The sequence below is a fragment of the Brachybacterium atlanticum genome (assembly GCF_025669985.1).
Taxonomy (GTDB): Bacteria; Actinomycetota; Actinomycetes; order Actinomycetales; family Dermabacteraceae; genus Brachybacterium; species Brachybacterium conglomeratum.
This window is the reverse complement of record NZ_JAKJJW010000001.1, coordinates 142,912-167,010: the sequence shown is the minus strand read 5'-3', so window position 1 is coordinate 167,010 and position 24,099 is coordinate 142,912. Positions and strand designations below refer to the sequence as shown.

Genomic DNA, 24,099 nt, shown 5'->3' with positions numbered 1-24,099 from the left:
CAGCCTCTCTGCTGAGCTCCCTGGCCGCGGTCACGGCCACCGCCCCCAGGATGACACCTCGTCGGCCGTGCGGGGGAGCCTGCGGATGTGTCCCCCGGCACCGTCGGCGGGAATCCGGGCGACCGTTCGGCGCCTCGGCCCTAGACTCGATCCGGCCCTCCTCCGGGCCGCCCCCGTCCGAAGAGGAGTCCCACCCGTGATCACCGTGCACGACCTCGCCATCCGCGTCGGCGCCCGGCTGCTCATGAGCGACGTCTCCTTCCAGGTCACCGACGGCGACCGGATCGGCCTGGTCGGTCGCAACGGCGCCGGCAAGACCACGCTGACCAAGGTCCTCTCCGGCACGCTAGACCCCAGCGAGGGCAGCGTCGAGGTGACCGGCGAGCTCGGCTATCTCCCGCAGGACACCCACAGCGGCGAGGACACCGAGCCGGTGCTCGCCCGGATCCTCTCCGCCCGCGGGCTCGACGGGATCCTGAGGAAGCTGCGCCGCGCCGAGGAGGAGATGGGGGACATGTCCCTCACCGAGGCCCGCCGCGAGAAGGCGATGAACCGGTACCCGCGCCTGGAGGCCGAGCTCGACGCCGCCGGCGGGTACGCGGCCGAGGCGGAGGCCAAGCGGATGGCCGCGAACCTCGGCCTGCCCAACCGGCTGCTCGAGCAGGAGCTCGGCACGCTCTCCGGCGGTCAGCGCCGCCGCGTCGAGCTCGCCCGGATCCTGTTCTCGCAGGCCTCCACGATGATCCTCGACGAGCCGACGAACCACCTCGACCACGACTCGATCGTATGGCTGCGCGAGTACCTGATGAGCTACCGCGGCGGGCTGATCGTGATCAGCCACGACGTCGAGCTCGTCGAGCAGGTCGTGAACAAGGTGTTCTACCTCGACGCGAACCGCTCCGCGATCGACATCTACAACATGGGCTGGAAGCAGTACCTGCGCCAGCGCGAGGACGACGAGAAGCGGCGCAGGCGCGAGCGGGCGAACGCCGAGAAGAAGGCCACCCAGCTGACCGCCCAGGCGGAGAAGATGCGGGCGAAGGCCACCAAGGCCGTCGCCGCGCAGAACATGCTGAAGCGCGCCGAGCGCATGCTCGACGGCGTCGAGGGGGAGCGGCAGACCGACCGGGTCGCCTCGCTGCGCTTCCCCAAGCCCGCCCCCTGCGGCAAGACCCCGCTGATGGCCGAAGACCTCTCGAAGTCCTACGGCAGCCTGGAGATCTTCACCGGCGTGGACCTCGCGATCGACCGCGGCTCGCGCGTGGTCATCATCGGCCTGAACGGCGCGGGCAAGACCACCCTGCTGCGGATCCTCGGCGGGGTCGACGCGCCGGACACCGGGCGGATCCTGCCCGGCCATGGTCTGCGCATCGGCTACTACGCCCAGGAGCACGAGACCCTGGACCTGGACCGGACCGTGCTGGAGAACATGATGACGGCCGCCTACGAGCTGCCCGAGGTCGAGGCCCGCAAGATCCTCGGCTCCTTCCTGTTCACGGGCGACGACGTGCACAAGCCCGCCCGGGTGCTCTCCGGCGGGGAGAAGACCCGCCTCGCCCTGGCCGCGCTCGTCGTCTCCAGCGCCAACGTGCTGCTGCTGGACGAGCCGACGAACAACCTCGACCCCGCCAGCCGCGAGGAGATCCTCGGGGCGCTGGCGAACTTCGAGGGCGCCGTCGTTCTGGTCTCCCACGACCCCGGCGCCGTCGCGGCGCTCGACCCCGAGCGGGTGCTGATGATGCCCGACGCCGTCGAGGACCTCTGGAACGCCGAGTACCAGGAGCTCATCGAGCTCGCCTGAGCGGGGGCCGCTCCCCGGCCCTCCCCACGCTCGCCGCCGCGCCGGCCGGTGCTCCCGCCGCCGCGGCGAGGACGGGTCCTGCGACGCAGACCGCGAGAGTACTCCCCTCCGAGTTGCGCTCCTGTGACCTGCGGCATAGTCTCAGCTCGTCGGCACCGTGACGGTGCCCGCCCCGTCGTGGAGGACGGTGCGCGACCGCGCCGTCCGCCTCGACCCGACGAGGAGGAGCGAGACCGTGAGCGAACCCGTCCGCCCGTCCGGTCTGCGCCGGCTGTGCGCCGCCGGGGCCGCGCTCGCCCTGGGGGCGACGCTCGCGGCCTGCGGCTCGGCCGACGCCGGCCCGCCGCAGCTGACCTGGTACATCAATCCCGACAACGGCGGCCAGACCCAGATCGCCCAGCAGTGCAGCGACGAGGCCGACGGGGCGTACACGATCACCACCTCGCTGCTGCCCCGCGATGCGGCCAGCCAGCGCGAGCAGCTCGCCCGCCGCCTCGCCGCGGGGGACAGGTCCCTGGACATCATGAGCCTGGACCCCCCCTACATCCCGGAGCTCGCCGAGCCCGGCTTCCTCGCCCCCGTCCCGGAGGACCTCGTCACCAGCTCCACCCAGGACGTCGTCGACGGCGCCGTGCAGGGCGCGACCTGGAACGACGAGCTGGTCGCCGTGCCCTTCTGGGCCAACACGCAGCTGCTGTGGTATCGCGAGTCCGTCGCCGAGGAGGCGGGGCTGGACATGTCCGAGCCCGTCACCTGGGACCAGCTGATCGAGGCCGCGGAGACCACCGACAGCCACCTCGGCATCCAGGGGATCCGCGCCGAGTCGATGACCGTGTGGGTCAACGCGCTGTACGAGTCGCAGGGCCAGTCGATCATCGAGAACCCCGGCGCCCCCGCCGACGAGACGCAGCTCGCGCTCGACTCCCCGGCCGGGGACGAGGCGTCCCGGATCATCGGCACGATCGGCTCCGAGGGGCTCGCGGGCCCGGGCGCCACCACCCAGGACGAGAACGTCGCCATGGCCCAGTTCCAGGGCGAGCAGGGTTCGTTCATGGTCAACTGGCCCTTCGTCTACACCGCCACGCAGACCTCCGTGGAGCAGGGGAGCGTCGACCAGGAGGTGCTGGACGACATGAAGTGGACCACGTACCCGCAGGTGAGCGAGGACCAGGAGTCAGCGCCGCCGCTGGGCGGGATCAACCTCGGCGTCGGCGCCTCGAGCGAGCACCAGGACCTCGCCTATGAGGCGATCCGCTGCATCGTCTCCCCGGAGAAGCAGGCGCAGTACTTCCTCTCCGACGGCAACCCGCCCGCCTCCACCACCGCCTACGAGGACCCCGAGGTCCAGGACGCCTACCCGATGGCGCCGGAGATCCGCGAGTCCCTCGAGCGTGCCGCGCCCCGCCCGCAGACCCCCTTCTACAACGAGATCTCCCTGGGCATCCAGCAGCACTGGACCCCGATCTCGGAGGTCGGCGAGGCCACCCCCGCGCGGTCCCAGGAGTTCATCCGGTCCGTGCTGCGAGGGGAGGCCCTGCTGTGAGCGAGACAGCCGCCGCGCCGAGGACCGGGACGGACGGCACCTCCGGGCGCCGCCGCGCGACCCGGCAGAAGCCGCCGCTGAGCGACCGGGCACGGGCGGAGCGCCGCCTGGGCATCATGCTCGCCGCCCCCGCCTTCGTCGTGATGCTGGCTGTGACGGTGTACCCGATCCTCCAGGCCTTCTTCGACTCCCTGTTCTCCTACCGCCTGACCGCCCCGGACCAGCGCTCCTTCGTGGGCCTGTCGAACTACGGGGTGCTCTTCACCGATCCCCTGTTCTGGCGGGACCTCGGGGTCACCGTGCTGATCACCGTGGTCACCGTCGCGATCGAGCTGGTGCTCGGCTTCGCCCTGGCCCTGGTGATGCACAACGCCGTCAAGAGCCTGCGCGGCCTGCTGCGCACCGCGATCCTCGTCCCCTACGGCACGATCACCGTCGTCTCCGCCTTCGCCTGGTTCTTCGCCTTCGACATCAACACCGGCTTCGTCAACGCCTGGCTGCCGGTGGTGGAGGACAGCTTCAACTGGTTCGGCTCCGCCGCGCCGGCGCTGACCGTCATCATGCTCAGCGAGATCTGGAAGACGACCCCCTTCATCTCGCTGCTGCTGCTGTCGGGCCTGGCCCAGGTGCCCGGGGAGCTGACGGAGGCCGCCCGCGTGGACGGCGGCACCCGCGCGGAGGTGATGCGCCGCGTGGTGCTGCCGAACATGAAGGCCGCGATCATGGTCGCGGTGCTGTTCCGGGCGCTGGACGCCTTCCGGATCTTCGACAACGTGTTCATCATGACCAACGGCGCCTACGGCACGGAGGTCCTCTCGCTGCTGGCCTATCGCACCTCGATCGGGCGGCTCGAGATCGGCATGGGCTCGGCGATCTCCGTGGTGCTGTTCCTGTGCGTGATCGGCATCGCGATCGGCGCGATCAAGGGCTTCAAGGTCGATCTGGCCTCGGGGGAGGGACGCTGAGATGAAGGGCATGACCACCCGGCAGAAGGTCGGCTGGAGCGTGATCACGATCGTGGTGCTGGTGTACACCCTCGCTCCGCTGGTCTCGATCCTGATGACCTCCTTCAAGGCCTCCGGCGACCTCACCACGGGGCGCTTCCTGCCCACCCGCTTCGTGCTGGACAACTACGAGCAGATCTTCGCCGGCAGCGCCCGCGACCTGTTCCTGCCCGCGCTGCGCAACTCCATCGGCATCACGCTGATCGCGACCGTCGTCGCGGTCGTGCTCGCGACCCTCTGCGCCTACGCGATCGCGCGCCTGGACTTCCCCGGCAAGCGCCTCGTGCTGGTCAGCGCGCTCGGGGTCTCGATGTTCCCGGTGATCTCGATCGTGACGCCGCTGTTCAACCTCTGGCGCACGATCGGGCTGTACGACACCTGGCCGGGCCTGATCATCCCCTATCTCTCTCTGACGCTGCCGATCTCGATCTACACCCTGGCGGCGTACTTCCAGCAGATCCCCTGGGACCTCGAGCGGGCCGCGCAGGTCGACGGCGCCACCAGCTTCGAGGCGTTCCGGAAGGTGATCGTCCCGCTCGCCCTGCCCGGCGTGTTCACCACCGCGATCATCGCGTTCTTCATCGCCTGGAACGACTTCGTCTACGGCATCTCGCTGACGTCCACCTCGGCCGCGCGCCCGGTCCCGGCGGCGCTGGCCTTCTTCACCGGCGCCTCCCAGTTCGAGGAGCCCACGGGTGCGATCTCGGCCGCCGCGATCATCGTCACCATCCCCATCGTCATCATCGTCGTGCTCTTCCAGCGCCAGATCGTCTCCGGTCTGACGCAGGGCGCGGTCAAGGGCTGACCCCAGGAGGCAACCGGCCATGGCCACCATCGAGATCCAGAACCTCGTCAAGCGGTACGACGACGGCTTCCCCGCCGTCAACGACGTGAGCCTCGACATCGCCGACGGCGAGTTCGTGATCCTCGTCGGCCCCTCGGGCTGCGGGAAGTCCACGCTGCTGCGCATGATCGTGGGACTCGAGGACATCACCGAGGGCGAGCTGCGCATCGACGGCAAGCGCGTGAACGAGAGCGCGCCGCGCGACCGCGACCTCGCCATGGTCTTCCAGAACTACGCCCTGTACCCCCACCTGAGCGTGTACGACAACATCGCCTTCCCGATGCGGCTGTCGAAGAACAAGCTCCCCGAGGACGAGATCGACCGCCGGGTGCGCCGCGCCTCGTCGATGCTGGGGCTGGACGAGCACCTCGAGCGCAAGCCCGGCAACCTCTCGGGCGGTCAGCGCCAGCGCGTGGCGATGGGGCGCGCGATCGTCCGCGAGGCCGACGCCTTCCTCTTCGACGAGCCGCTGTCGAACCTCGACGCGAAGCTGCGCGGCCAGATGCGCACCCAGATCGCGCAGCTGCAGCGGCGCCTGGGCATCACGAGCGTCTACGTCACCCACGACCAGACCGAGGCGATGACCCTGGGGGACCGGGTCGCGGTGCTGAAGAAGGGCAGGCTGCAGCAGGTCGCCTCGCCGCGCGAGCTCTACGAGCAGCCCGCGAACCTCTTCGTCGCCGGTTTCATCGGCTCTCCCTCGATGAACTTCCTGCCCGCCCGGGAGGAGGGCGGGCACCTGCGCACGCCGATCGGGGACCTCACGGCACCCGAGCACGTCCTCGAGGCCGCCCGGGGGAGGGACCTGGTGCTGCTGGGGGTGCGCCCCGAGCACTTCGAGGACCTCGAGTTCGTCGACGAGGCGCTGCTGCCGCGCGGCACGGAGCTGGCCGTGACGCCCACCCACACCGAGTGGCTCGGCAACGAGCAGTACGGCTACATCGACTACGAGAAGGACCCCGAGGTGGCCGAGGTCCTCGACGAGCTCGCCCGCGACCTCGACCAGGACGAGATCCCGCCGCAGGTGGTGGTGACCCTCAGCTCCGCGAGCCGGGTCCGCGGCGGCATCGAGTCCCGGATCTGGGTGGACACGCGCAAGGTCCACGTCTTCGACGTCGCCACAGGGGAGAACCTCACCCGCGACGAGGAGAAGGGGGCGGAGCTCACGCGCCGCGCCGCCGAGGACCGCCAGCGCGAGATCGAGACCGCCGCGGCGCTGGGGGACTGAGGCCGATTCCCGCGCCCGTCCCCGTGCGGCGCGCCGCGCCCGAGGACGGCACGGAGAGCGCGTAGTGTGGCGGACATCTGATATCCGCTGTGAAAGGTCTCCGTGTTCGTCCTCTCCCTCACCGGTCGCCCCGGCCACGGCCGCGCCGCCGGCGACCCCGTCCCCGCTCTGCTCGAGGCTCTCGAGGGGCTCGAGCTGCCGCTCGCCCCGGAGCGGACCGCCGGCCCGGACGCGCTCGTGCTCGCCTCCCGAGGGGAGACCGCGCTCGAGGCGATGCTGCGGGCGCTCGAGGTCGGGAGCACGGCCGTCGGCCTCGGGATCGGTGCCGTGCCGGGGCCGCTGCCCGGCTCGGTCCGCGAGCTCTCCGGCCCCGCCGTCGAGGCCGCCCGGAGCGCCGTGGCCGCGGCGTCGACCACCTCGCAGGTCCCGCTCGCCGTCCGCGCCGCCGATCCCCGCCACGCCGACACCGCCGCCGACGTCGAGGCCGTGCTGCGGCTGATCGGCTGGATGATCCGCGCCCGCAGCCGCGGCCAGTGGCAGGCCGTGCACGAGCTGCGTGAGGTTCCCACGGCCACGCAGGCCGTCCTCGCCGAGCGCCTCGGCGTCACCCAGCAGACCGTCTCCCGCGCCGTGAAGACCAGCGGCTGGCGCGAGGAGAGCGCCGCCCATCCGCTCGCCGTGCGACTGCTGAGCATGATCGACCTCACGTCGACCCGCTGAGTCCGCCCCCGCCCCCGAGGGCGGGGGCGCCGCGCGCTATCCTGGGGCCGCCCCGACGACAACCGAGGAGACACATGGCGACGACGAACGACCTCAAGAACGGAATGGTGCTGGTCATCGACCAGCAGCTCTGGAGCGTGGTCGAGTTCCAGCACGTCAAGCCCGGCAAGGGACCCGCCTTCGTGCGCACCAAGCTCAAGAACGTCCTGTCCGGCAAGGGCGTGGACAAGACCTTCAACGCCGGCGTGAAGGTCGAGACGGCCACCGTGGACCGCCGCGACATGCAGTTCTCCTATCTCGACGGCGACATGTACGTCTTCATGGACACCTCGAACTGGGAGCAGACCAGCCTCACCGAGGAGGTCGTGGGCGAGGCCAAGGACTTCATGGTCGAGGGCCAGGACGTCGTCATCGCCTTCCACGAAGGCAACGCGCTCTTCGTCGAGCTGCCCGCCTCCGTGGTGCTCGAGATCGAGTTCACCGAGCCCGGCCTGCAGGGCGACCGCTCCAGCGGCGGCACCAAGCCCGCGCGCCTGACCACCGGCCGCGAGATCCAGGTCCCGCTGTTCCTCAACGAAGGCGACCGTGTCAAGGTCGACACCCGCAGCGGCGACTACCTCGAGCGCGTGAAGTGACCCGAGGCTCGACCCCGCAGGGCGCCGACGACCGGCCCGCCCCGCGCCCCACCGGCCTCCCCCTCCCCACCCGGGAGGGGGCGGAGGTCGAGCTCGAGCGGACCGTCCCGGCCGCCGCGGACCGGCTCCACGGACGCTCCCGCGACCGGATCCGCGCCCTGGACGTGCTCTTCGAGGCCGACGCCAAGCAGGCCGATGTGCTCGACGTGCTTGCCGAGCGGCTCCGTCGCACGGCCGCGCAGACCCCGCTGCCCGAGCGCTCCCGCGCCCTGGTCGAGCTCTACGCCCCGCACGCCGTCGACATCGACGAGGACCTCTCCACGCACTCCCGCGACTGGCCGCTGCACCGCATGCCCGCGGTGGACCGCGCGATCCTGCGCCTCGGCGCCGCCGAGGTGCTGCACGGCGAGGAGCCCGGGGCGCGCGGCGCGATCATCGGCGAGTACACCAAGATCGCCGAGGTCCTCTCGACCGACGACTCCCCGCGCTTCGTCAACGGCCTGCTGCAGCGGCTCGTGGACGTGCGCGGCCTGCTCGGCTGAATCTGCTGACCGGCTGAGCAGGCCCCTCCGCAGTCACCCTCCGCCCCCGCCGGGCGCGTCCCCGTCCGAGGGGCGGGCAGGCGGGGGCGGACCCGCACCTGCCGACTACACTCGGCACAGCTCGCACGAGCACCCGACCCTTTAACGACACGTCCCGTGAGGCGTGGAAGGGAGAACACCGCATGACCAGCACCGACCCTGCCCTGGAGAGGGGAGCCGAGAGCTCCCGCGTCCTCGGGCCGGAGGAGATCCGGCGCGCGCTGACCCGCATCGCCCACGAGATCCTCGAGAGCGACCACGGCGCCGAGGACCTCGTCCTGCTCGGCATCCCGCACCGCGGCGTGCCGCTCGCCCGCCGCCTCGCCGAGCTCATCGCCCGCGCCGAGGGTCGCCCCGACGGCGCCGACCTCGCCGACCTGCACGGCGCGCTCGACATCACCATGTACCGCGACGACCTGCGCAGCAATCCCACCCGCGCGCCGAGCCCCACCCGGATCCCCGCCGCCGGCATCGACGGTCGCACCGTCGTGCTCGTCGACGACGTGCTCTACTCCGGCCGCACCATCCGCGCCGCCCTCGACGCGCTCAGCGCCATCGGCCGACCCGCCGCCGTGCGCCTGGCCGTGCTCGTGGACCGCGGCCATCGCGAGCTGCCGATCCGCGCCGACCACGTCGGCAAGAACCTGCCCACCTCGCGCAGCGAGCGGGTGCACGTCCAGCTCACGGAGACCGACGGCACCGATGCGGTGGACATCGTCCGCCCGGCCCGCTCGACGGGGGAGGGGCGCGCATGAGGCACTTCATCTCGATCGCGGACCTCCGCCGCGAGGAGGCCCTCGAGGTCCTCGCGACCGCCGAGCACATGGCCCAGACCCAGTCCCGCGCGATCCGCAAGCTGCCCACCCTCGTGGGCACCACCGTCGTGAACCTCTTCTTCGAGGACTCCACCCGCACCCGGATCAGCTTCGAGGCCGCGGCCAAGCGCCTCTCGGCCGACGTCATCAACTTCTCCGCCAAGGGCTCGAGCATCTCCAAGGGCGAGTCGCTGAAGGACACCGCGCTCACCCTCCAGGCGATGGGCGCCGACGCGGTCGTGGTGCGCTCGGGCTCCTCCGGCGCGGCGCACCTGCTCGCCCACGCCGGCTGGATCGACCAGCCCATCATCAACGCCGGCGACGGCGCGCACGAGCACCCCACCCAGGCGATGCTCGACGCCTTCACCATGCGCCGCCACCTGCGGCCCGGCGACCCGCACGCGGGCCTCGACGGCCTGCACGTGGTGATCGTCGGGGACGTGCTCCACTCCCGCGTCGCCCGCTCGAACGTGCTGCTGCTGACCCTGCTCGGCGCCCGCGTCACGCTCGTCGCACCGCCCGCGCTGGTGCCCGTCGGCGCCTCCGCCTGGCCGTGCGAGATCTCCTACGACCTCGACCAGGCCCTCGCCGCCGGTCCCGACGCCGTGATGATGCTGCGGGTCCAGCACGAGCGGATGGTCGGCGGCGGCTTCTTCCCGACGGCGGGGGAGTACTCCCGCCGCTACGGGCTCAGCGCCGCCCGCGCCGCCTCCCTGCCCGAGCACACGATCGTCATGCACCCCGGCCCGATGAACCGCGGCTTCGAGATCGCCGGCTCCGTCGCCGACTCGCCGCGCAGCGTCATCGTCGAGCAGGTCGCCTCCGGCGTGTTCGTGCGCATGGCCGTGCTCTACCACCTGCTCGCCACCGACTCCCGGGAGGCCCCCCGTGACCGCTGACACCACCACCGCCGAGACCGGCTCCCCGGCCCCGCTGCTGCTGCGCGGCGGTCGCCCCTACGGCGAGGACGTGCAGGACATCCTGATCCGCGAGGGCCGCATCGCCGCGATCGGCGGCGAGCTCGAGGCGCCGGACGGCGTCGAGGTGATCGACGCCGAGGGCTGCGTGATCCTCCCCGGCCTGGTCGACCTCCACACCCACCTGCGCGAGCCCGGCGGCGAGGAGGCCGAGACCGTCGAGACCGGCACCCGCGCCGCCGCCCGCGGCGGCTTCACCGCCGTGCACGCCATGGCCAACACGACCCCCGTCGCGGACACCGCGGGCGTGGTCGAGCAGGTCGCGATGCGCGGCGAGGCCGCCGGCTGGTGCGCCGTCCGCCCCGTCGGCGCGGTCACCGTGGGCCTCCAGGGCGAGCGCCTCGCCGAGCTCGACGCGATGGCGAACTCCCGCGCCCGCGTCCGCGTGTTCAGCGACGACGGCAAGTGCGTGCACGACCCGGTGCTGATGCGGCGGGCGCTGGAGTACGTGAAGTCCTTCGACGGCGTGATCGCCCAGCACGCCCAGGACCCGCGCCTGACCGAGGGCGCCCAGATGCACGAGGGGCTCGTCTCGGCGGAGCTGGGGCTGACCGGATGGCCGGCCGTGGCCGAGGAGTCGATCATCGCCCGCGACGTGCTGCTGGCCCAACACGTCGGCTCCCGCCTGCACGTCTGCCACCTCTCGACCGCCGGCAGCGTGGACATCGTGCGCTGGGCCAAGCAGCGCGGCATCGCGGTCACCGCCGAGGTCACCCCGCACCACCTGCTGCTGACCGACGAGAACGTGCGCCAGTTCGACGCGGTGTTCAAGGTCAACCCGCCGCTGCGCACCGCCGCGGACGTCGAGGCGGTGCGCGAGGGCCTGGCCGACGGGACCATCGACATCGTCGCGACCGACCACGCCCCCCATCCCGCGGACGCCAAGGACCGCGAGTGGGACCAGGCCGCGATGGGCATGACCGGCCTCGAGACCGCGCTGTCCCTGGTCCAGTCCACGATGGTCGACGAGGGCCGCCTCAGCTGGCGCGACGTCGCCCGGGTGCTCTCCGAGAAGCCCGCCGAGATCGGCCGCGACCAGGACCACGGCCGACCGGTCGCGGTGGGGGAGCCGGCCCACCTCCTCGTCTGGGACCCGCACCCGGTGCGGGTCGCGGACCCCGCCGAGCACGCCTCCCAGGGCCGCAACTCTCCCTTCGCGGGCCTCGAGCTGCCCGGCGCGAACCGGCTCACCCTGCTCGGCGGCCGGCCCACCGTGCGCGACGGCGCGGTGGTGGAGAGGTGAGCGGGCGGATCGTCCCGGTCCTCCTGCTGGCGGTGCTGTTCGCGCTGATGATCGGCGCGATGGTGCTCGGCTGGCGCCGGCGCGGCCGCTCGCAGGCCCATCTGCCGGCCCCGTCGGCACGGACGCTCGAGGAGCTCGGCGAGGCCACCGCCCACGGGCCCGTCGGCGCGGTCTACGTCGACACCGTCCTCGCCGAGCAGCCGCTCGAGCGGGTCGTCGCCCACCGCCTGGGACAGCGCGCCCGCGCCGAGGTCAGCCTCGGCGAGCAGGGCACCTGGCACCTCGAGCGCGAGGGCACCGGGCCGCTCACCATCCCCGCCGCGGCCGTCCGGGAGGTCACCTCCGGGCCCGGCATGGCGGGGAAGTTCATCGGCGGCGACGGCCTGCTGATCATCCGCTGGAGCCTCGGCGACCAGCTCCTGGACACCGGCCTGCGCCTCGACCGGCGCGCCGACCACGACCTCCTGCTCTCCCGGAAGGAGCACTCATGACCGCCCCCGCCCCCGCCACCCCCAGGCCCTCGGGCCGTGCGCGCCGCGAGCGCGCGCTGCTGATCCTCGAGGACGGCACCGTGCTGCGCGGCTCCGCCTACGGCGCCCGCGGCGCCCGCTTCGGCGAGGTCGTCTTCACCACCGGCATGACCGGCTACCAGGAGACCCTCTCGGATCCCTCCTACGCCGGGCAGATCGTCGTGCAGACCGCCCCGCACATCGGCAACACCGGCGCGAACGCCGAGGACATGGAGTCCCGCCGCGTGTGGGTGCGCGGCTACGCCGTGCGCGACGCGAGCCGCATCGCCTCCTCCTTCCGCGCCGAGCAGAGCCTCGACGACCTCCTGATCAGCAGCGACGTGGTCGGCATCAGCGACATCGACACCCGCATGCTCACCCGTCGGCTGCGCGAGGAGGGCTCCGCCCGCGGCGGCATCTTCTCCGGAGAGGCCCTCGAGGCCTCGGAGGAGGAGCTGCTCGCCCAGGTGCGCGAGCAGCCGCAGATGGCCGGCTCGAGCTTCGTCGAGGAGGTCACGATCGCCCAGCCCGTCGTGCTCGAGCCCGAGGGCGAGGCGGTCGCGACCGTCGCCGCCGTGGACCTCGGCATCAAGGGCGCCTCGCCGCGCTCCATGCTCGCCCGCGGCCTGCGCGTGCACCTGCTGCCCGCCACGACCTCCCTCGAGGACCTCCTCGCGATCGGCGCCGATGCCGTCTTCTTCTCCAACGGCCCCGGCGACCCCTCCGCCGCGACCGCCCAGATCGAGCTGCTGCGCGGCGTGCTCGACGCAGGCGTGCCCTTCTTCGGCATCTGCTTCGGCAACCAGCTGCTGGGCCGCGCCCTCGGCTTCGACACCTACAAGCTGAAGTTCGGCCACCGCGGCATCAACCAGCCCGTCCAGGACCGCGAGACCGGCCAGGTCGCGATCACCGCGCACAACCACGGCTTCGCCGTCGACGTGCCGCTCGAGGGCGAGCACACCGCCCCCCACGACGGGGGCCGCTACGGCCGGGTCGTCGTCTCGCACGTGGGCCTGAACGACGACGTGGTCGAGGGGCTGCGCTGCCTCGACCTCCCCGCCTACTCCGTCCAGTACCACCCCGAGGCCGCCGGCGGCCCCCACGACGCCTCGTCCCTCTTCGACCGACTGCTGGAGCTCGCCGTCGCGCACCGCGCCGCCTCCGCCGACAAGGAGTCCTGATGCCCCGCCGTACCGATATCTCCTCCGTCCTCGTCGTCGGCTCCGGCCCGATCGTCATCGGCCAGGCCGCGGAGTTCGACTACTCCGGCACCCAGGCCTGCCGCGTCCTGCGCGAGGAGGGCCTGCGGGTCATCCTGGTCAACTCCAACCCGGCCACGATCATGACCGACCCGGAGATCGCCGACGCCACCTACATCGAGCCGATCGACCCGGACATCATCCGCTCGATCATCGCCGCGGAGCGGCCGGACGCGATCCTGCCGACGCTCGGCGGGCAGACCGCGCTGAACGCCGCGATCGCCCTGGCCGAGAACGGGACCCTCGAGGAGTTCGGCGTCGAGATGATCGGCGCGAACCTCGAGGCGATCAACAAGGCCGAGGACCGCCAGCAGTTCAAGGAGGTCGTCGAGCGGGTCGGCGGCGAGTCCGCCCGCTCGCGGATCTGCCACACCATGGACGAGCTGCTGGAGGCGGCCGACGAGCTCGGCTACCCGATGGTGGTCCGCCCCAGCTTCACCATGGGCGGTCTCGGCTCCGGCATGGCCTACGACGAGGCGGACCTGCGCCGCATCGGCGGCGACGGCCTGCACTACTCGCCGACCTCCGAGGTCCTGCTCGAGGAGTCGATCCTGGGCTGGAAGGAGTTCGAGCTCGAGCTCATGCGCGACAGCGCCGACAACTGCGTCGTGATCTGCTCGATCGAGAACGTCGACCCCGTCGGCGTGCACACCGGCGACTCGGTCACCGTCGCCCCCGCGCTGACCCTCACCGACGTCGAGATGCAGAAGCTGCGCGACCTCGGCATCGCGATCATCCGCGAGGTCGGCGTCGACACCGGCGGCTGCAACGTCCAGTTCGCCACCCACCCCGAGACCGGCCGCATCGTCGTGATCGAGATGAACCCCCGCGTCTCCCGCTCCTCGGCGCTCGCCTCGAAGGCCACCGGCTTCCCGATCGCGAAGATCGCCGCGCGCGTCGCGATCGGCTACACCCTCGACGAGATCCGCAACGACATCACCGGCACCACCCCGGCCAGCTTCGAGCCGGCGCTGGACTACGTCGTGGTCAAGGTGCCCCGCTTCGCCTTCGAGAAGTTCCCCGCCGCGGACCCGACGCTCACCACCACCATGAAGAGCGTCGGCGAGGCGATGGCCCTGGGCCGCAACTTCACCGAGGCCCTCGGCAAGGCGCAGCGCTCCATCGACGCCAAGGGCGCGTCGCTGGACTACACGGGCACGCCGCCGAGCGCCGCCGAGGTCGCCGCGCTCCTGGACGCGGTGCGCACCCCGACCTCGGAGCGCCTGGTCGCCATCGCGCGGATCCTGTGGTCCGCGGCGGAGGGGATCCTCGACCCCGCCGAGACCCTCGACCGCCTCGTGGAGGCGACGGCGATCGACCGCTGGTTCCTCGACCAGATGCTGATCGTCGCCGAGCTGGCGGCGGAGATCCGCGCGAGCGACGTGCTGGACGCGGACCTGCTGGGCCTGGCCAAGCGGCACGGCCTCTCCGACGAGCAGATCGGCGCGCTCACCGGCCGCAGCGGCGACGTCGTCAAGGGCGTGCGCGAGGCGCTGGGGATCAACCCGGTCTACAAGACGGTGGACACCTGCGCCGCGGAGTTCGCCTCCCGCACCCCGTACCACTACTCGACCTACGACCAGGAGACCGAGATCGAGCCCCGCGAGAAGCCCGCGGTGATGATCCTCGGCTCGGGCCCCAACCGCATCGGCCAGGGCATCGAGTTCGACTACTCCTGCGTCCACGCCGCGCTCGCTCTCGGCGATCCGGAGCTGCCCGGCGGCGGCTACGAGACGGTCATGATCAACTGCAACCCCGAGACGGTCTCGACCGACTACGACATCGCCGACCGGCTCTACTTCGAGCCGCTCACCTTCGAGGACGTCGTCGAGGTGTACGAGGCGGAGAAGGCCGCCGGCCCCGTCGCCGGCGTCATCGTCCAGCTCGGCGGCCAGACCCCGCTGTCCCTCGCGCGCCGCCTCGAGGCGGAGGGCCTGCCGATCATCGGCACCAGCCCCGCCGCGATCGACAACGCCGAGGACCGCGGCCACTTCGGCGCCGTCCTGGCCGAGGCCGACCTGCCCGCCCCGCCCTACGGCACCGCCTGGGCGCTGAACGACGCGATCGAGGTCGCCGCGGAGGTCGGCTATCCGGTGCTCGTGCGCCCCAGCTACGTGCTCGGCGGCCGCGGCATGGAGATCGTCTTCGACGAGGCGGGGCTGGTCGACTACGTCGGCCGCAACCTGCCCGACGGGGGCCGCGCCGAGGCGCCGATCCTCATCGACAGCTTCCTGGACACCGCGATCGAGATCGACGTGGACGCCCTCTACGACGGCGAGGAGCTCTACCTCGCCGGCGTCATGGAGCACATCGAGGAAGCCGGCATCCACTCCGGCGACTCCGCCTGCACCCTGCCGCCGGTCACCCTCGGCGATCCGGTGCTCGAGCGGATCCGCGCCTCGACCCTCGCGATCGCCGAGGGCGTGGGCGTGCGCGGCCTGCTCAACGTGCAGTACGCGCTCTCCCACGGCGTGCTCTACGTGCTCGAGGCGAACCCCCGCGCCTCCCGCACCGTGCCCTTCGTCGCGAAGGCCACCGGGGTGCCGCTCGCGCAGGCGGCCGCGCTGCTCATGGCCGGCACCTCCATCGCGGACCTGCGCCGCGGCGGCGTGCTCCCGGCCGCCGGCGACGGCTCGGACCTGCCCGAGGACTCGCCGATCGCGGTGAAGGAGGCGGTGCTGCCGTTCAAGCGCTTCCGCACCCGCGAGGGACGCGCCGTGGACTCGGTGCTCGGCCCGGAGATGCGCTCGACGGGCGAGGTGATGGGCATGGACTCGACCTTCCCGCTCGCCTTCGCGAAGTCGCAGCTGGCGATCTCCGGACAGGGCCTGCCCACCGCGGGCACCGCCTTCGTCTCGGTCTCCGACCGCGACAAGCGCTCCCTCCCGCTGCCGGTGGCGCGCCTGGCCGCGCTCGGCTTCGAGATCCTCACCACCGAGGGCACCGGGCGGGTGCTCGGGCGCTACGGGATCCCCTGCCGCGTGCTGCGCAAGGCCTCGGAGGAGGGCGAGGGCGCGAGCGTCATCGACCTCATCGAGGCGGGCGAGGTGGACCTCGTGCTGAACACCCCCTCGGGCTCCAACGCCCGCGTCGACGGCTACGCCATCCGCGCCGCCGCGACCAGCATGGACGTCCCGATGATCACGACGCTTCAGGAGTTCCAGGCGGCCGTCCAGGCGATCGAGGCGCGCCCCGTGGAGCCCTTCGAGGTCCACAGCATCCAGGCCCACACCGCGCGTCTGCGCGAGGTGCGGACGGCCGGGGCGTCGGCATGAGCACCGCCCCGGCGAGCTTCGGACGGCGGCTGCAGGAGGAGACTGCCGCGCGCGGCCGCCTCGTCGCGGGCATCGACCCGCACGCCGCGCTGCTGGAGTCCTGGGGGCTCCCCGACAGCCCCGCGGGGCTGCGGGAGTTCTCCCGCACGGTGCTCGAGGCCGTCACCGGGCACGTCGCCGCGCTCAAGCCGCAGTCGGCGTTCTTCGAGCGCCACGGCAGCGCCGGCGTCGCGGTGCTCGAGGAGCTGCTGGCCGCGGCCCGCGCGGCGGGGGTGCTGACGATCCTCGACGTCAAGCGGGGCGACATCGGCTCGACGATGGACGCCTATGCCCGGGCGCACCTCCTGCCCGGTGCACCGCTGGAGGCCGACGCGATCACCGTCAGCCCCTATCTGGGCACCGGCTCCCTCGACCCCGCCGGCGAGCTCGCCCTGGCCCACGGCAAGGGGCTGTTCCTCCTCGCCCTGACCTCCAACCCCGACGGACCGCAGGTCCAGCACGCGAGGACCGACCAGGACACGCCGGTCGCGCTGGAGATCGCGCGACACGCCGAGAGGATCGGCGGCGCCGCGCCGGGGGAGTGGTCGAGCATCGGCCTGGTCGTCGGCGCGACCGTCGGCGACGCCTACCGCCGCCTCGGCCTGGACGCCGCCGCACCCTCGGTCCCGCTCCTCGCCCCCGGCGTCGGGGCCCAGGGCGCCGGACCTGCGGAGATTGCCGACGTTTTCGGTGAACGTGCAGGTCAGGCCCTAGTCTCGGTGTCCCGCGGACTGCTCGCGGCAGGGCCGGACCGGGCGGCGCTCGCCCAGCGCGCGGAGGAGCTGGCAACGACCTTCCGCTGAGGCCGAGGGGCGCTCCCGCACGGGGCCCCGACACCGTCGGGGGACGGCGTCGTCGGGCCCCGAAACGCATCGGACCTGGGACTTAGCGTGTCAGAAGTGCCCTCGGCCACGATTATGGGGTTACGCTCTTCCCACACCGGGCTCCTCCCGGACCCGCAGGACAACCGCGACAGAACAAGAGGTAAGAACAGTGGCTCTCCCTCCCCTCACCCCTGAGCAGCGGGCCGAGGCCCTGAAGAAGGCCGCCGAGGCACGCCGCGAGCGCGCGGCCATCAAGGCGCGGCTCAAGGACAGCGCCGGCCACCGCGGCGAGGAGATCAAGAAGGTCCTCGCCGAGGCCGAGTCCAACGAGGTCGTCGGCCGTCTCCGCGTCTCCGCCCTGCTCGAGGCCCTGCCCGGCGTCGGCAAGGTCAAGGCCCAGCAGATCATGGAGGAGATCGGCATCTCGCCCTCCCGCAAGATCCGCGGCCTCGGCTCGCACCAGGCGGAGAAGCTCGTCGCCCACTTCTCCGAGTGAGCCCTGATCTTCCCACCGGGGCCGGCGCCGCGACGGCGCCGGCCCCGGTCACCGTCCTGGCCGGCCCCACCGCGGTGGGCAAGGGGACCGTCTCCGCGGCGATCCGCGCCCGGTATCCCCAGATCTGGCTGTCCGTCTCCGCGACCACCCGCGCGCCCCGCCCCGGCGAGGTCGACGGCGTGCACTACCGCTTCATGGGCGAGGAGGAGTTCTCCCGCCTGATCGAGGACGGCCAGATGCTCGAATGGGCCGTGGTCCACGGCCGCAACAAGTACGGCACCCCGCGCGGCCCCGTCGAGGAGAAGGTCGCCGAGGGCCGCCCCGTGCTGCTCGAGATCGACCTCGCCGGCGCCCGCCAGGTGCGCGAGAGCCTCCCCGAGGCTCGCTTCGTCTTCCTCGCCCCGCCGGACTGGGACACGCTCGTGCAGCGTCTCGTGGGCCGCGGCACGGAGGACGAGGAGGAGCGCGAGCGCCGTCTCGCGACCGCCAGGGTCGAGCTCGCCGCGGAGGACGAGTTCGACGTGACCATCGTCAACGACTCGGTGGACCGCGCCGCCGACGAGCTCGCACGCCTGCTCGGCGTGAACGACCTCACCTGACCCCTCTCGCTCCTGCCCTCGCCGCCGCGCGCGGCGTGGCGTATCCTGGAGCGTCGCACGTCGTCACCCAGGAAGGGACATCCGTGGCCGGAACAGTCGCACAGCCCGAAGGCATCACGAACCCCCCGATCGACCGTCTCCTCGAGACCGTCGACTCGAAGTACGCCCTGGTGCTGTACGCCTCCCAGCGCGCCCGCCAGATCAACGCGTACTACTCGCAGCTCTCCGAGGGTCTGCTCGAGTTCGTCGGCCCGCTGGTCGACGTCGAGAACCAGGAGAAGCCGCTCTCGATCGCGCTGCGCGAGATCGACGAGGGCCTCCTGACCGTCCGCGAGATCGACGAGGAGGAGTACGCCGCGCAGAACGAGCCGGACCCCAACGCCCCGGCCCCGCTGCTGCTCGGCGACGACGCCCCCGAGGTCCCGCCGACCGACTTCACCCTCTGATCGCGGCCCTCGCCGGTCGTCGCACGGAGCAGGCATGAGCAGCCAGCCGCGCACGCTCGCCGGAGCCCGCGTCCTCGTGGGCGTCGGCGGCGGGATCGCCGCCTACAAGACCGCGCACCTGGTGCGCGGTCTTGTCGGTGAAGGGGCCGAGGTGCGGGTGGTCCCCACCCCCGCCTCGCTCGAGTTCGTGGGCGGGGCGACCTGGGAGGCGCTCAGCCACCACCCGGTGCTCACCTCCGTCTTCGAGGACGTCGACGAGGTCGCCCATGTGCGGCACGGCCAGCAGGCCGATCTCACCGTCATCGCCCCCGCCACCGCGGACCTGCTGGCGCGGATGCGGATGGGCCGCGCCGACGACATGCTCACCGCCTCGCTGCTGGTGACCCGCGGGCCCGTGGTGGTCGCCCCCGCCATGCACACCGAGATGTGGGAGCACCCCTCCACCCGCGAGAACGTCGCCGTGCTGCGCGAGCGGGGCGTGACCGTGCTCGAGCCCGCCGTCGGCCGCCTGACCGGCCCCGACTCCGGACCGGGCCGCCTTCCCGAGCCCGAGGCGATCCTCGACGCCGCCCGCGCCGCGATCGCCGCGCCGCGCGACGATCGCGGGGGAGCGCTGCGCGATCTCGTCGGCCGCGAGCTGCTGATCACTGCCGGCGGCACCCGCGAGGAGCTCGACCCCGTCCGCTTCCTCGCCAACCACTCCTCCGGCCGACAGGGCTGGGCGCTCGCCCATGCGGCCCTCGTGCGCGGCGCGCGGGTGCGCCTGGCCGCCGCGAACGTCGCGCTCGAGACCCCGCCCGGCGCGGACCGCCTCGACGTGGTCAGCGCCGCCGAGCTCGCCGAGCTCGTCGCCGCCCGGCTCGGGGAGGTCGACGCGCTCGTCATGGCCGCCGCCGTGGCGGACTTCACCTCCGCGGGCCGCGCGGACCAGAAGATCAAGAAGGACGAGTCCGCCCCGGACTCCGTGCCGACCCTCGCCCTGGCCCGCACCCAGGACATCCTGCGTAAAAGCGTCGTCTCCCGCGGCGGGGCCGCGCGCCCCGCGATCGTGGGCTTCGCCGCCGAGACCGGCGGGGACGGCGCCGCGGCCCTGGACCTCGCCCGGCAGAAGGCGCGCCGCAAGGGCGCCGACCTGCTGGTCTTCAACGACGTCAGCGCCGGGGTGTTCGGCGCCGCGGACAACGAGGTGCGGATCCTGGACCGCGATGGCGAGGAGGTCGCCCGCGCCGCGGGCAGCAAGACCCTCGTCGCCCACGCCGTGCTCGACGAGCTCGTCGGTCGTCTCCCGGAAGTACCCTGATCCCCATGACCACCAGCGAGCTGCGCACCTTCACGTCCGAATCGGTCACCGAGGGGCATCCCGACAAGATCTGCGACCAGATCTCCGACGCGATCCTCGACGACATGCTGAGCCAGGACACCGGCGCCCGCGTCGCCGTGGAGACCATGGTCACCACCGGGCTCGTGCACGTCGCCGGCGAGGTCCGCACGACCGGCTACAGCGACGTCTCCCACATCGTGCGCGACGTGATCCGCGAGATCGGCTACGACTCCTCCGAGAAGGGCTTCGACGCGGACTCCTGCGGCGTCGAGGTCTCGATCGGCGCGCAGTCCCCGGACATCGCCCAGGGGGTGGACACCTCCTTCGAGGCGAGAGGCGACGTCTCGGCCGAGGCCTTCGCGCGTCTCGGCGCCGGCGACCAGGGGCTCATGTTCGGCTACGCCTGCAACGACACCCCCGAGCTGATGCCGCTGCCGATCCACGCCGCGCACCGCCTCACCCAGAACCTCTCCACCGCCCGCCGCGACGGCGTGCTGCCCTACCTCCGCCCCGACGGCAAGACCCAGGTCTCCATCGGCTACGACGAGGACGGCGTGGCCCGCAGCGTCGAGGCCGTCGTCGTCTCCACGCAGCACAGCGAGGAGGTCGACCTCGACGCCCAGCTCGCGCCCGCGATCTCCAGGGTCGTCATCGCCCCGGTCCTCGAGGACCTCGCCGCGCAGGGCCTGGACGTCTCCGAGGTCGTCACCCACATCAACCCCTCCGGCCGCTTCGTGCTCGGCGGGCCCAAGGGCGATGCGGGCCTGACCGGCCGCAAGATCATCGTCGACACCTACGGCGGGATGGCCCGCCACGGCGGCGGCGCCTTCTCCGGCAAGGACCCCAGCAAGGTCGACCGCTCCGGCGCCTACGCCATGCGCTGGGTCGCCAAGAACATCGTCGCCGCCGGCCTCGCCGACCGCTGCGAGGTGCAGGTCGCCTACGCGATCGGCGTCGCCGAGCCGGTGGGCCTGTACGTCGAGACCTTCGGCACCGGGAAGGCGCCCGCGCACCGGATCGCCGCCGCCGTGCGCAAGGTCTTCGACCTCCGCCCCGCCGCGCTGATCGAGGCGCTGGACCTGCTGCGCCCGATCTACTCCCTCACCTCCGTGCACGGCCACTTCGGCCGGGAGCTGCCCGAGTTCACCTGGGAGCGCCGCGACCGCGCCGAGGAGCTGGAGCGCGCCCTGTGACCGCCCCCGACACCTCCGGCGCCCCCGGCGCGGGCCGCACCGCCCCGACGCTGGACCCCGCCCTCACCGCCCGGCTCAAGCACGATGGCGCCGGCCTGCTCACCGCCGTCGTGCAGGACGCGAGCGACCAGCGCGTGCTGATGGTCGGCTGGATGGACGACGAGGCGCTGCGGCGCACGCTCACCACGGGCCGGGCGACCTACTGGTCCCGCTCCCGCGGCGAGTACTGGCGCAAGGGCGACACCTCCGGCCACGTCCAGTTCGTGCGCTCCGTCGCGCTGGACTGCGACGGCGACACCCTGCTGGTGCAGGTCGACCAGGTCGGGGCCGCCTGCCACCGCGGCACCGACACCTGCTTCGACGGCGGTGGCCTGGACGCCGTCGTGCTGACCGAGAAGGAGCGTTCCCTGTGACCGTCGAGGACGCCCGCCCCGAGGCCTATCCCGAGCGCATCGGCGGCCGCGAGGGCATCGCGCTGGGCGAGATCACCCCGGACCGCGAGACCTTCCGCGAGCTCGCCGCACGCCAGCGGGTCGTGCCCGTCTCGGTGCGGCTGCTGGCCGACGAGGACACCCCCGTCTCGCTCTACCGCCGGCTCACCGCCGACGGCGGCACCCGCGGCACCTTCCTGCTGGAATCCGCCGGGGAGGGCGAGGCCTCCCGGTACTCGATCATCGGCACCCGCGCCCGTGCGGTGCTCACCGAGCGGGACGGCGCCGCGCACTGGCGCGGCGACGTCCCCGCCGGGGTGCCCACCTCCGGCAGCCCCGTCGAGGCCCTCGCGGCCGTGACCTCCGCGTTCCGCGCCGCCCGCCAGCAGCATCTGCCGCCCTTCTCCGGCGGGCTCGTCGGCTACGTCGCCTACGACGCGGTGCGCCACTGGGAGAAGCTGCCCGAGGCGCCGCCGGACGAGATCGGTCTGCCGGACCTCTCGATGCTGCTGGCCCAGGACGTCGTCGTCCACGACGCCCACGACTCGACCGTCGTCCTGGTCGCCAACGCCCTGAACCTCAACGCCACCGACGACGGCGTGGACGCCGCCTACGACGACGCCCTCGCCCGCCTCGAGACGCTCCGTCAGCGGCTGCGCACCCCCGCGGTCGGCGGACCGACCGTCTACGACACCGTCAGCGACCTAGAGCCCAAGGCCCGCACCGCCCAGCGCGAGTACGAGGCCGCGGTCCACGAGGCGGTGCGCGACATCGTCGACGGGGAGATCTTCCAGGTCGTCCCCTCGCAGCGCTTCTCCCTGCCGATCGCGGCGGACCCGCTGGACGTCTACCGGGTGCTGCGCCGCATGAACCCCAGCCCCTACATGTACCTGCTGCGCACCGAGGACGCCGACGGCGAGCCGATCGACGTGGTCGGCGCGAGCCCCGAGTCGCTCGTGACCGTCCGCGGCACCACCGCGACGACCCACCCGATCGCCGGCTCCCGCCCCCGCGGCGCGAGCCCCGAGGAGGACGAGCACCTGGCGGCCGAGCTGCTGGCCGACCCGAAGGAGCGCTCCGAGCACCTCATGCTCGTGGACCTCGCCCGCAACGACCTGCAGAAGTTCTGCGCTCCCGGCACCGTGGTGGTGCGGGACTTCATGCACATCGAGCGGTTCAGCCACATCCAGCACATCGTCTCCACCGTCACCGGCACCCTGCGCGAGGACGCCGCGGCCTACGACGCGCTGCGCGCCACCTTCCCGGCCGGCACCCTCTCCGGCGCCCCGAAGCCCTCCGCGATGCGGATCATCGACCGGCTCGAGCCCGTGCGCCGCGGCGTCTACGGCGGGACGGTCGGCTACTTCGACTTCGCCGGCGACATGGACATGGCGATCGCGATCCGCACCGCCGTGATCAAGGACGGCACCGCGCACGTGCAGGCCGGCGGGGGAGTGGTCGCCGACTCCGACGCGACCATGGAGCACCGCGAGACCCAGGCCAAGGCCGCCGCCGCGCTGCGCGCCGCCGCCTCCGCCGACACCCTCCGCCCCGCATGAGCGCCGAGCAGCGACCGCGCCGCACCGGGCCCTCGCGCCGCGCCGCCGTCCTCGGCGGCCTCGTCGCCGCGAGCGCCCTGGCCGGCACCACGCGCGCCACCTGGGTGCAGGCCACCGCCCCCGACCTCGCCGGCACCGCGCAGGACGTCGCGGTGGGCGGCTCGGACGCCGCCCCGGCGGTGCTCGCCCTCGCCCTCGCGGCCCTCGCCGCGGCGCTGGCGACCTCGCTCTCGAGCCGCTGGGTGCGCTTCCTCACGGGGCCGGTCCTGATCGCCGCCGGGCTCGGCGCGGGCCTCGCCTCCTTCACCCCGCTGCGCGACCCCGCTGCGGCCGCCGGCTCCGCCGTCGCCGAGTCCACCGGGGTGGTCGGCGCGGAGGTCGCCGCGGACGCGACCAGCTGGCCGCTGATCGCCCTCGTCCCGGCCCTCGCCGTGATCGCCACCGGCGTGATCGTGCTGATCGCAGGCGGTTCCTGGCCCGTCGGCAGCCGCTACCGCAGCGCCGCCGTCACCACCGCCGCCGACCCCGCCGAGGACCCCGCCGCCGCCTGGGACGCCCTCACCCGCGGCGAGGACCCGAGCCTCGCCGGCCCCGACGAGGACGAGGACGCGCCGCGCGCGGGGACGGACCCCGCCGACGCTCCCGGGACCGACGGCGCCGGGACGCCCCCGCAGCGCTGACCGCCTTGAGCAGCACGCCGCGGACGATGCCGTCGTCCGACGGCATGACGTGGCACAATGGCCCCGACCGGGACCCA

23 protein-coding genes are annotated in these 24,099 nt (G+C 72.9%); all 23 read left to right on the top strand.

The features are described from left to right. Nucleotides 1-196: 196 nt before the first annotated feature. The 23 genes from abc-f to L3K22_RS00635 all read left to right on the top strand — a co-directional run bounded on the left by abc-f (nucleotide 197) and on the right by L3K22_RS00635 (nucleotide 24,022). Nucleotides 197-1,801 carry a ribosomal protection-like ABC-F family protein gene (gene abc-f, locus L3K22_RS00745; protein ID WP_263309721.1) on the top strand — a complete coding sequence of 535 codons (1,605 nt, stop codon included), beginning with the start codon at nucleotides 197-199 and terminating at the stop codon, nucleotides 1,799-1,801. Between the two features lie 235 nt (nucleotides 1,802-2,036). Continuing rightward, a complete protein-coding gene (locus tag L3K22_RS00740) occupies nucleotides 2,037-3,344 on the top strand; it encodes an extracellular solute-binding protein (RefSeq protein ID WP_263309720.1) in 1,308 nt (435 codons plus the stop codon). Further along, the gene (locus L3K22_RS00735; protein WP_373317961.1) at nucleotides 3,341-4,309 is read left to right on the top strand and encodes a carbohydrate ABC transporter permease; all 969 of its coding nucleotides are present in this window, start codon (nucleotides 3,341-3,343) and stop codon (nucleotides 4,307-4,309) included. The genes L3K22_RS00740 and L3K22_RS00735 overlap by 4 nt, the downstream gene beginning before the upstream one ends. A 10-nt stretch (nucleotides 4,310-4,319) precedes the next feature. After that, a complete protein-coding gene (locus L3K22_RS00730; RefSeq protein ID WP_062951327.1) occupies nucleotides 4,320-5,153 on the top strand; it encodes a carbohydrate ABC transporter permease in 834 nt (277 codons plus the stop codon). A 19-nt stretch (nucleotides 5,154-5,172) separates the two neighbouring features. After that, nucleotides 5,173-6,420, top strand: a complete 1,248-nt coding sequence (locus L3K22_RS00725) for an ABC transporter ATP-binding protein (RefSeq protein WP_263309719.1) — start codon at nucleotides 5,173-5,175, stop codon at nucleotides 6,418-6,420. Nucleotides 6,421-6,522: 102 nt separating this feature from the next. Continuing rightward, nucleotides 6,523-7,140, top strand: coding sequence for a MarR family transcriptional regulator (locus L3K22_RS00720; RefSeq protein ID WP_263309718.1), 618 nt, complete (start codon nucleotides 6,523-6,525; stop codon nucleotides 7,138-7,140). Between the two features lie 74 nt (nucleotides 7,141-7,214). Beyond that, a complete protein-coding gene (gene efp / locus L3K22_RS00715; protein WP_263309717.1) occupies nucleotides 7,215-7,775 on the top strand; it encodes an elongation factor P in 561 nt (186 codons plus the stop codon). Then, complete coding sequence (gene nusB, locus L3K22_RS00710) at nucleotides 7,772-8,317, top strand: transcription antitermination factor NusB (protein ID WP_259882913.1); 546 nt, start codon at nucleotides 7,772-7,774, stop codon at nucleotides 8,315-8,317. The genes efp and nusB overlap by 4 nt, the downstream gene beginning before the upstream one ends. Nucleotides 8,318-8,499: 182 nt before the next feature. Then, nucleotides 8,500-9,111, top strand: coding sequence for a bifunctional pyr operon transcriptional regulator/uracil phosphoribosyltransferase PyrR (gene pyrR, locus L3K22_RS00705; RefSeq protein ID WP_263309716.1), 612 nt, complete (start codon nucleotides 8,500-8,502; stop codon nucleotides 9,109-9,111). Next, nucleotides 9,108-10,070: an aspartate carbamoyltransferase catalytic subunit gene (locus L3K22_RS00700; RefSeq protein WP_263309715.1), complete on the top strand. Its 963-nt coding sequence runs from the start codon at nucleotides 9,108-9,110 to the stop codon at nucleotides 10,068-10,070. Before pyrR ends, L3K22_RS00700 begins: the two co-directional genes overlap by 4 nt. Beyond that, on the top strand, nucleotides 10,060-11,391 hold the full coding sequence (locus tag L3K22_RS00695) for a dihydroorotase (RefSeq protein WP_263309714.1): 1,332 nt from the start codon (nucleotides 10,060-10,062) through the stop codon (nucleotides 11,389-11,391). The genes L3K22_RS00700 and L3K22_RS00695 overlap by 11 nt, the downstream gene beginning before the upstream one ends. Further along, nucleotides 11,388-11,882 carry a PH-like domain-containing protein gene (locus tag L3K22_RS00690; RefSeq protein WP_263309713.1) on the top strand — a complete coding sequence of 165 codons (495 nt, stop codon included), beginning with the start codon at nucleotides 11,388-11,390 and terminating at the stop codon, nucleotides 11,880-11,882. Before L3K22_RS00695 ends, L3K22_RS00690 begins: the two co-directional genes overlap by 4 nt. Then, entirely contained in the window at nucleotides 11,879-13,081 is a 1,203-nt protein-coding gene (gene carA / locus L3K22_RS00685; RefSeq protein WP_263309712.1) for a glutamine-hydrolyzing carbamoyl-phosphate synthase small subunit, read from the top strand. Before L3K22_RS00690 ends, carA begins: the two co-directional genes overlap by 4 nt. Next, the gene (gene carB, locus L3K22_RS00680) at nucleotides 13,081-16,434 is read left to right on the top strand and encodes a carbamoyl-phosphate synthase large subunit (RefSeq protein ID WP_263309711.1); all 3,354 of its coding nucleotides are present in this window, start codon (nucleotides 13,081-13,083) and stop codon (nucleotides 16,432-16,434) included. Before carA ends, carB begins: the two co-directional genes overlap by 1 nt. Further along, nucleotides 16,431-17,276 carry an orotidine-5'-phosphate decarboxylase gene (pyrF, locus tag L3K22_RS00675; RefSeq protein WP_263309710.1) on the top strand — a complete coding sequence of 282 codons (846 nt, stop codon included), beginning with the start codon at nucleotides 16,431-16,433 and terminating at the stop codon, nucleotides 17,274-17,276. The genes carB and pyrF overlap by 4 nt, the downstream gene beginning before the upstream one ends. A gap of 190 nt (nucleotides 17,277-17,466) precedes the next feature. Next, nucleotides 17,467-17,793 (top strand): integration host factor, actinobacterial type, encoded by a 327-nt coding sequence (mihF, locus tag L3K22_RS00670; protein ID WP_062951048.1) that lies wholly within the window; start codon nucleotides 17,467-17,469, stop codon nucleotides 17,791-17,793. Further along, on the top strand, nucleotides 17,790-18,392 hold the full coding sequence (gmk, locus tag L3K22_RS00665; RefSeq protein WP_263309709.1) for a guanylate kinase: 603 nt from the start codon (nucleotides 17,790-17,792) through the stop codon (nucleotides 18,390-18,392). The genes mihF and gmk overlap by 4 nt, the downstream gene beginning before the upstream one ends. A gap of 83 nt (nucleotides 18,393-18,475) precedes the next feature. Next, complete coding sequence (gene rpoZ, locus L3K22_RS00660; RefSeq protein ID WP_184325001.1) at nucleotides 18,476-18,838, top strand: DNA-directed RNA polymerase subunit omega; 363 nt, start codon at nucleotides 18,476-18,478, stop codon at nucleotides 18,836-18,838. Between the two features lie 34 nt (nucleotides 18,839-18,872). Continuing rightward, nucleotides 18,873-20,138: a bifunctional phosphopantothenoylcysteine decarboxylase/phosphopantothenate--cysteine ligase CoaBC gene (gene coaBC, locus L3K22_RS00655; RefSeq protein ID WP_263309708.1), complete on the top strand. Its 1,266-nt coding sequence runs from the start codon at nucleotides 18,873-18,875 to the stop codon at nucleotides 20,136-20,138. Between the two features lie 5 nt (nucleotides 20,139-20,143). Then, complete coding sequence (metK, locus tag L3K22_RS00650; protein WP_263309707.1) at nucleotides 20,144-21,352, top strand: methionine adenosyltransferase; 1,209 nt, start codon at nucleotides 20,144-20,146, stop codon at nucleotides 21,350-21,352. After that, entirely contained in the window at nucleotides 21,349-21,765 is a 417-nt protein-coding gene (gene hisI / locus L3K22_RS00645) for a phosphoribosyl-AMP cyclohydrolase (protein WP_263309706.1), read from the top strand. The genes metK and hisI overlap by 4 nt, the downstream gene beginning before the upstream one ends. Beyond that, entirely contained in the window at nucleotides 21,762-23,342 is a 1,581-nt protein-coding gene (locus L3K22_RS00640; protein WP_263309705.1) for an anthranilate synthase component I, read from the top strand. The genes hisI and L3K22_RS00640 overlap by 4 nt, the downstream gene beginning before the upstream one ends. After that, nucleotides 23,339-24,022 (top strand): Trp biosynthesis-associated membrane protein, encoded by a 684-nt coding sequence (locus L3K22_RS00635; RefSeq protein ID WP_263309704.1) that lies wholly within the window; start codon nucleotides 23,339-23,341, stop codon nucleotides 24,020-24,022. The genes L3K22_RS00640 and L3K22_RS00635 overlap by 4 nt, the downstream gene beginning before the upstream one ends. Nucleotides 24,023-24,099: the final 77 nt, after the last annotated feature.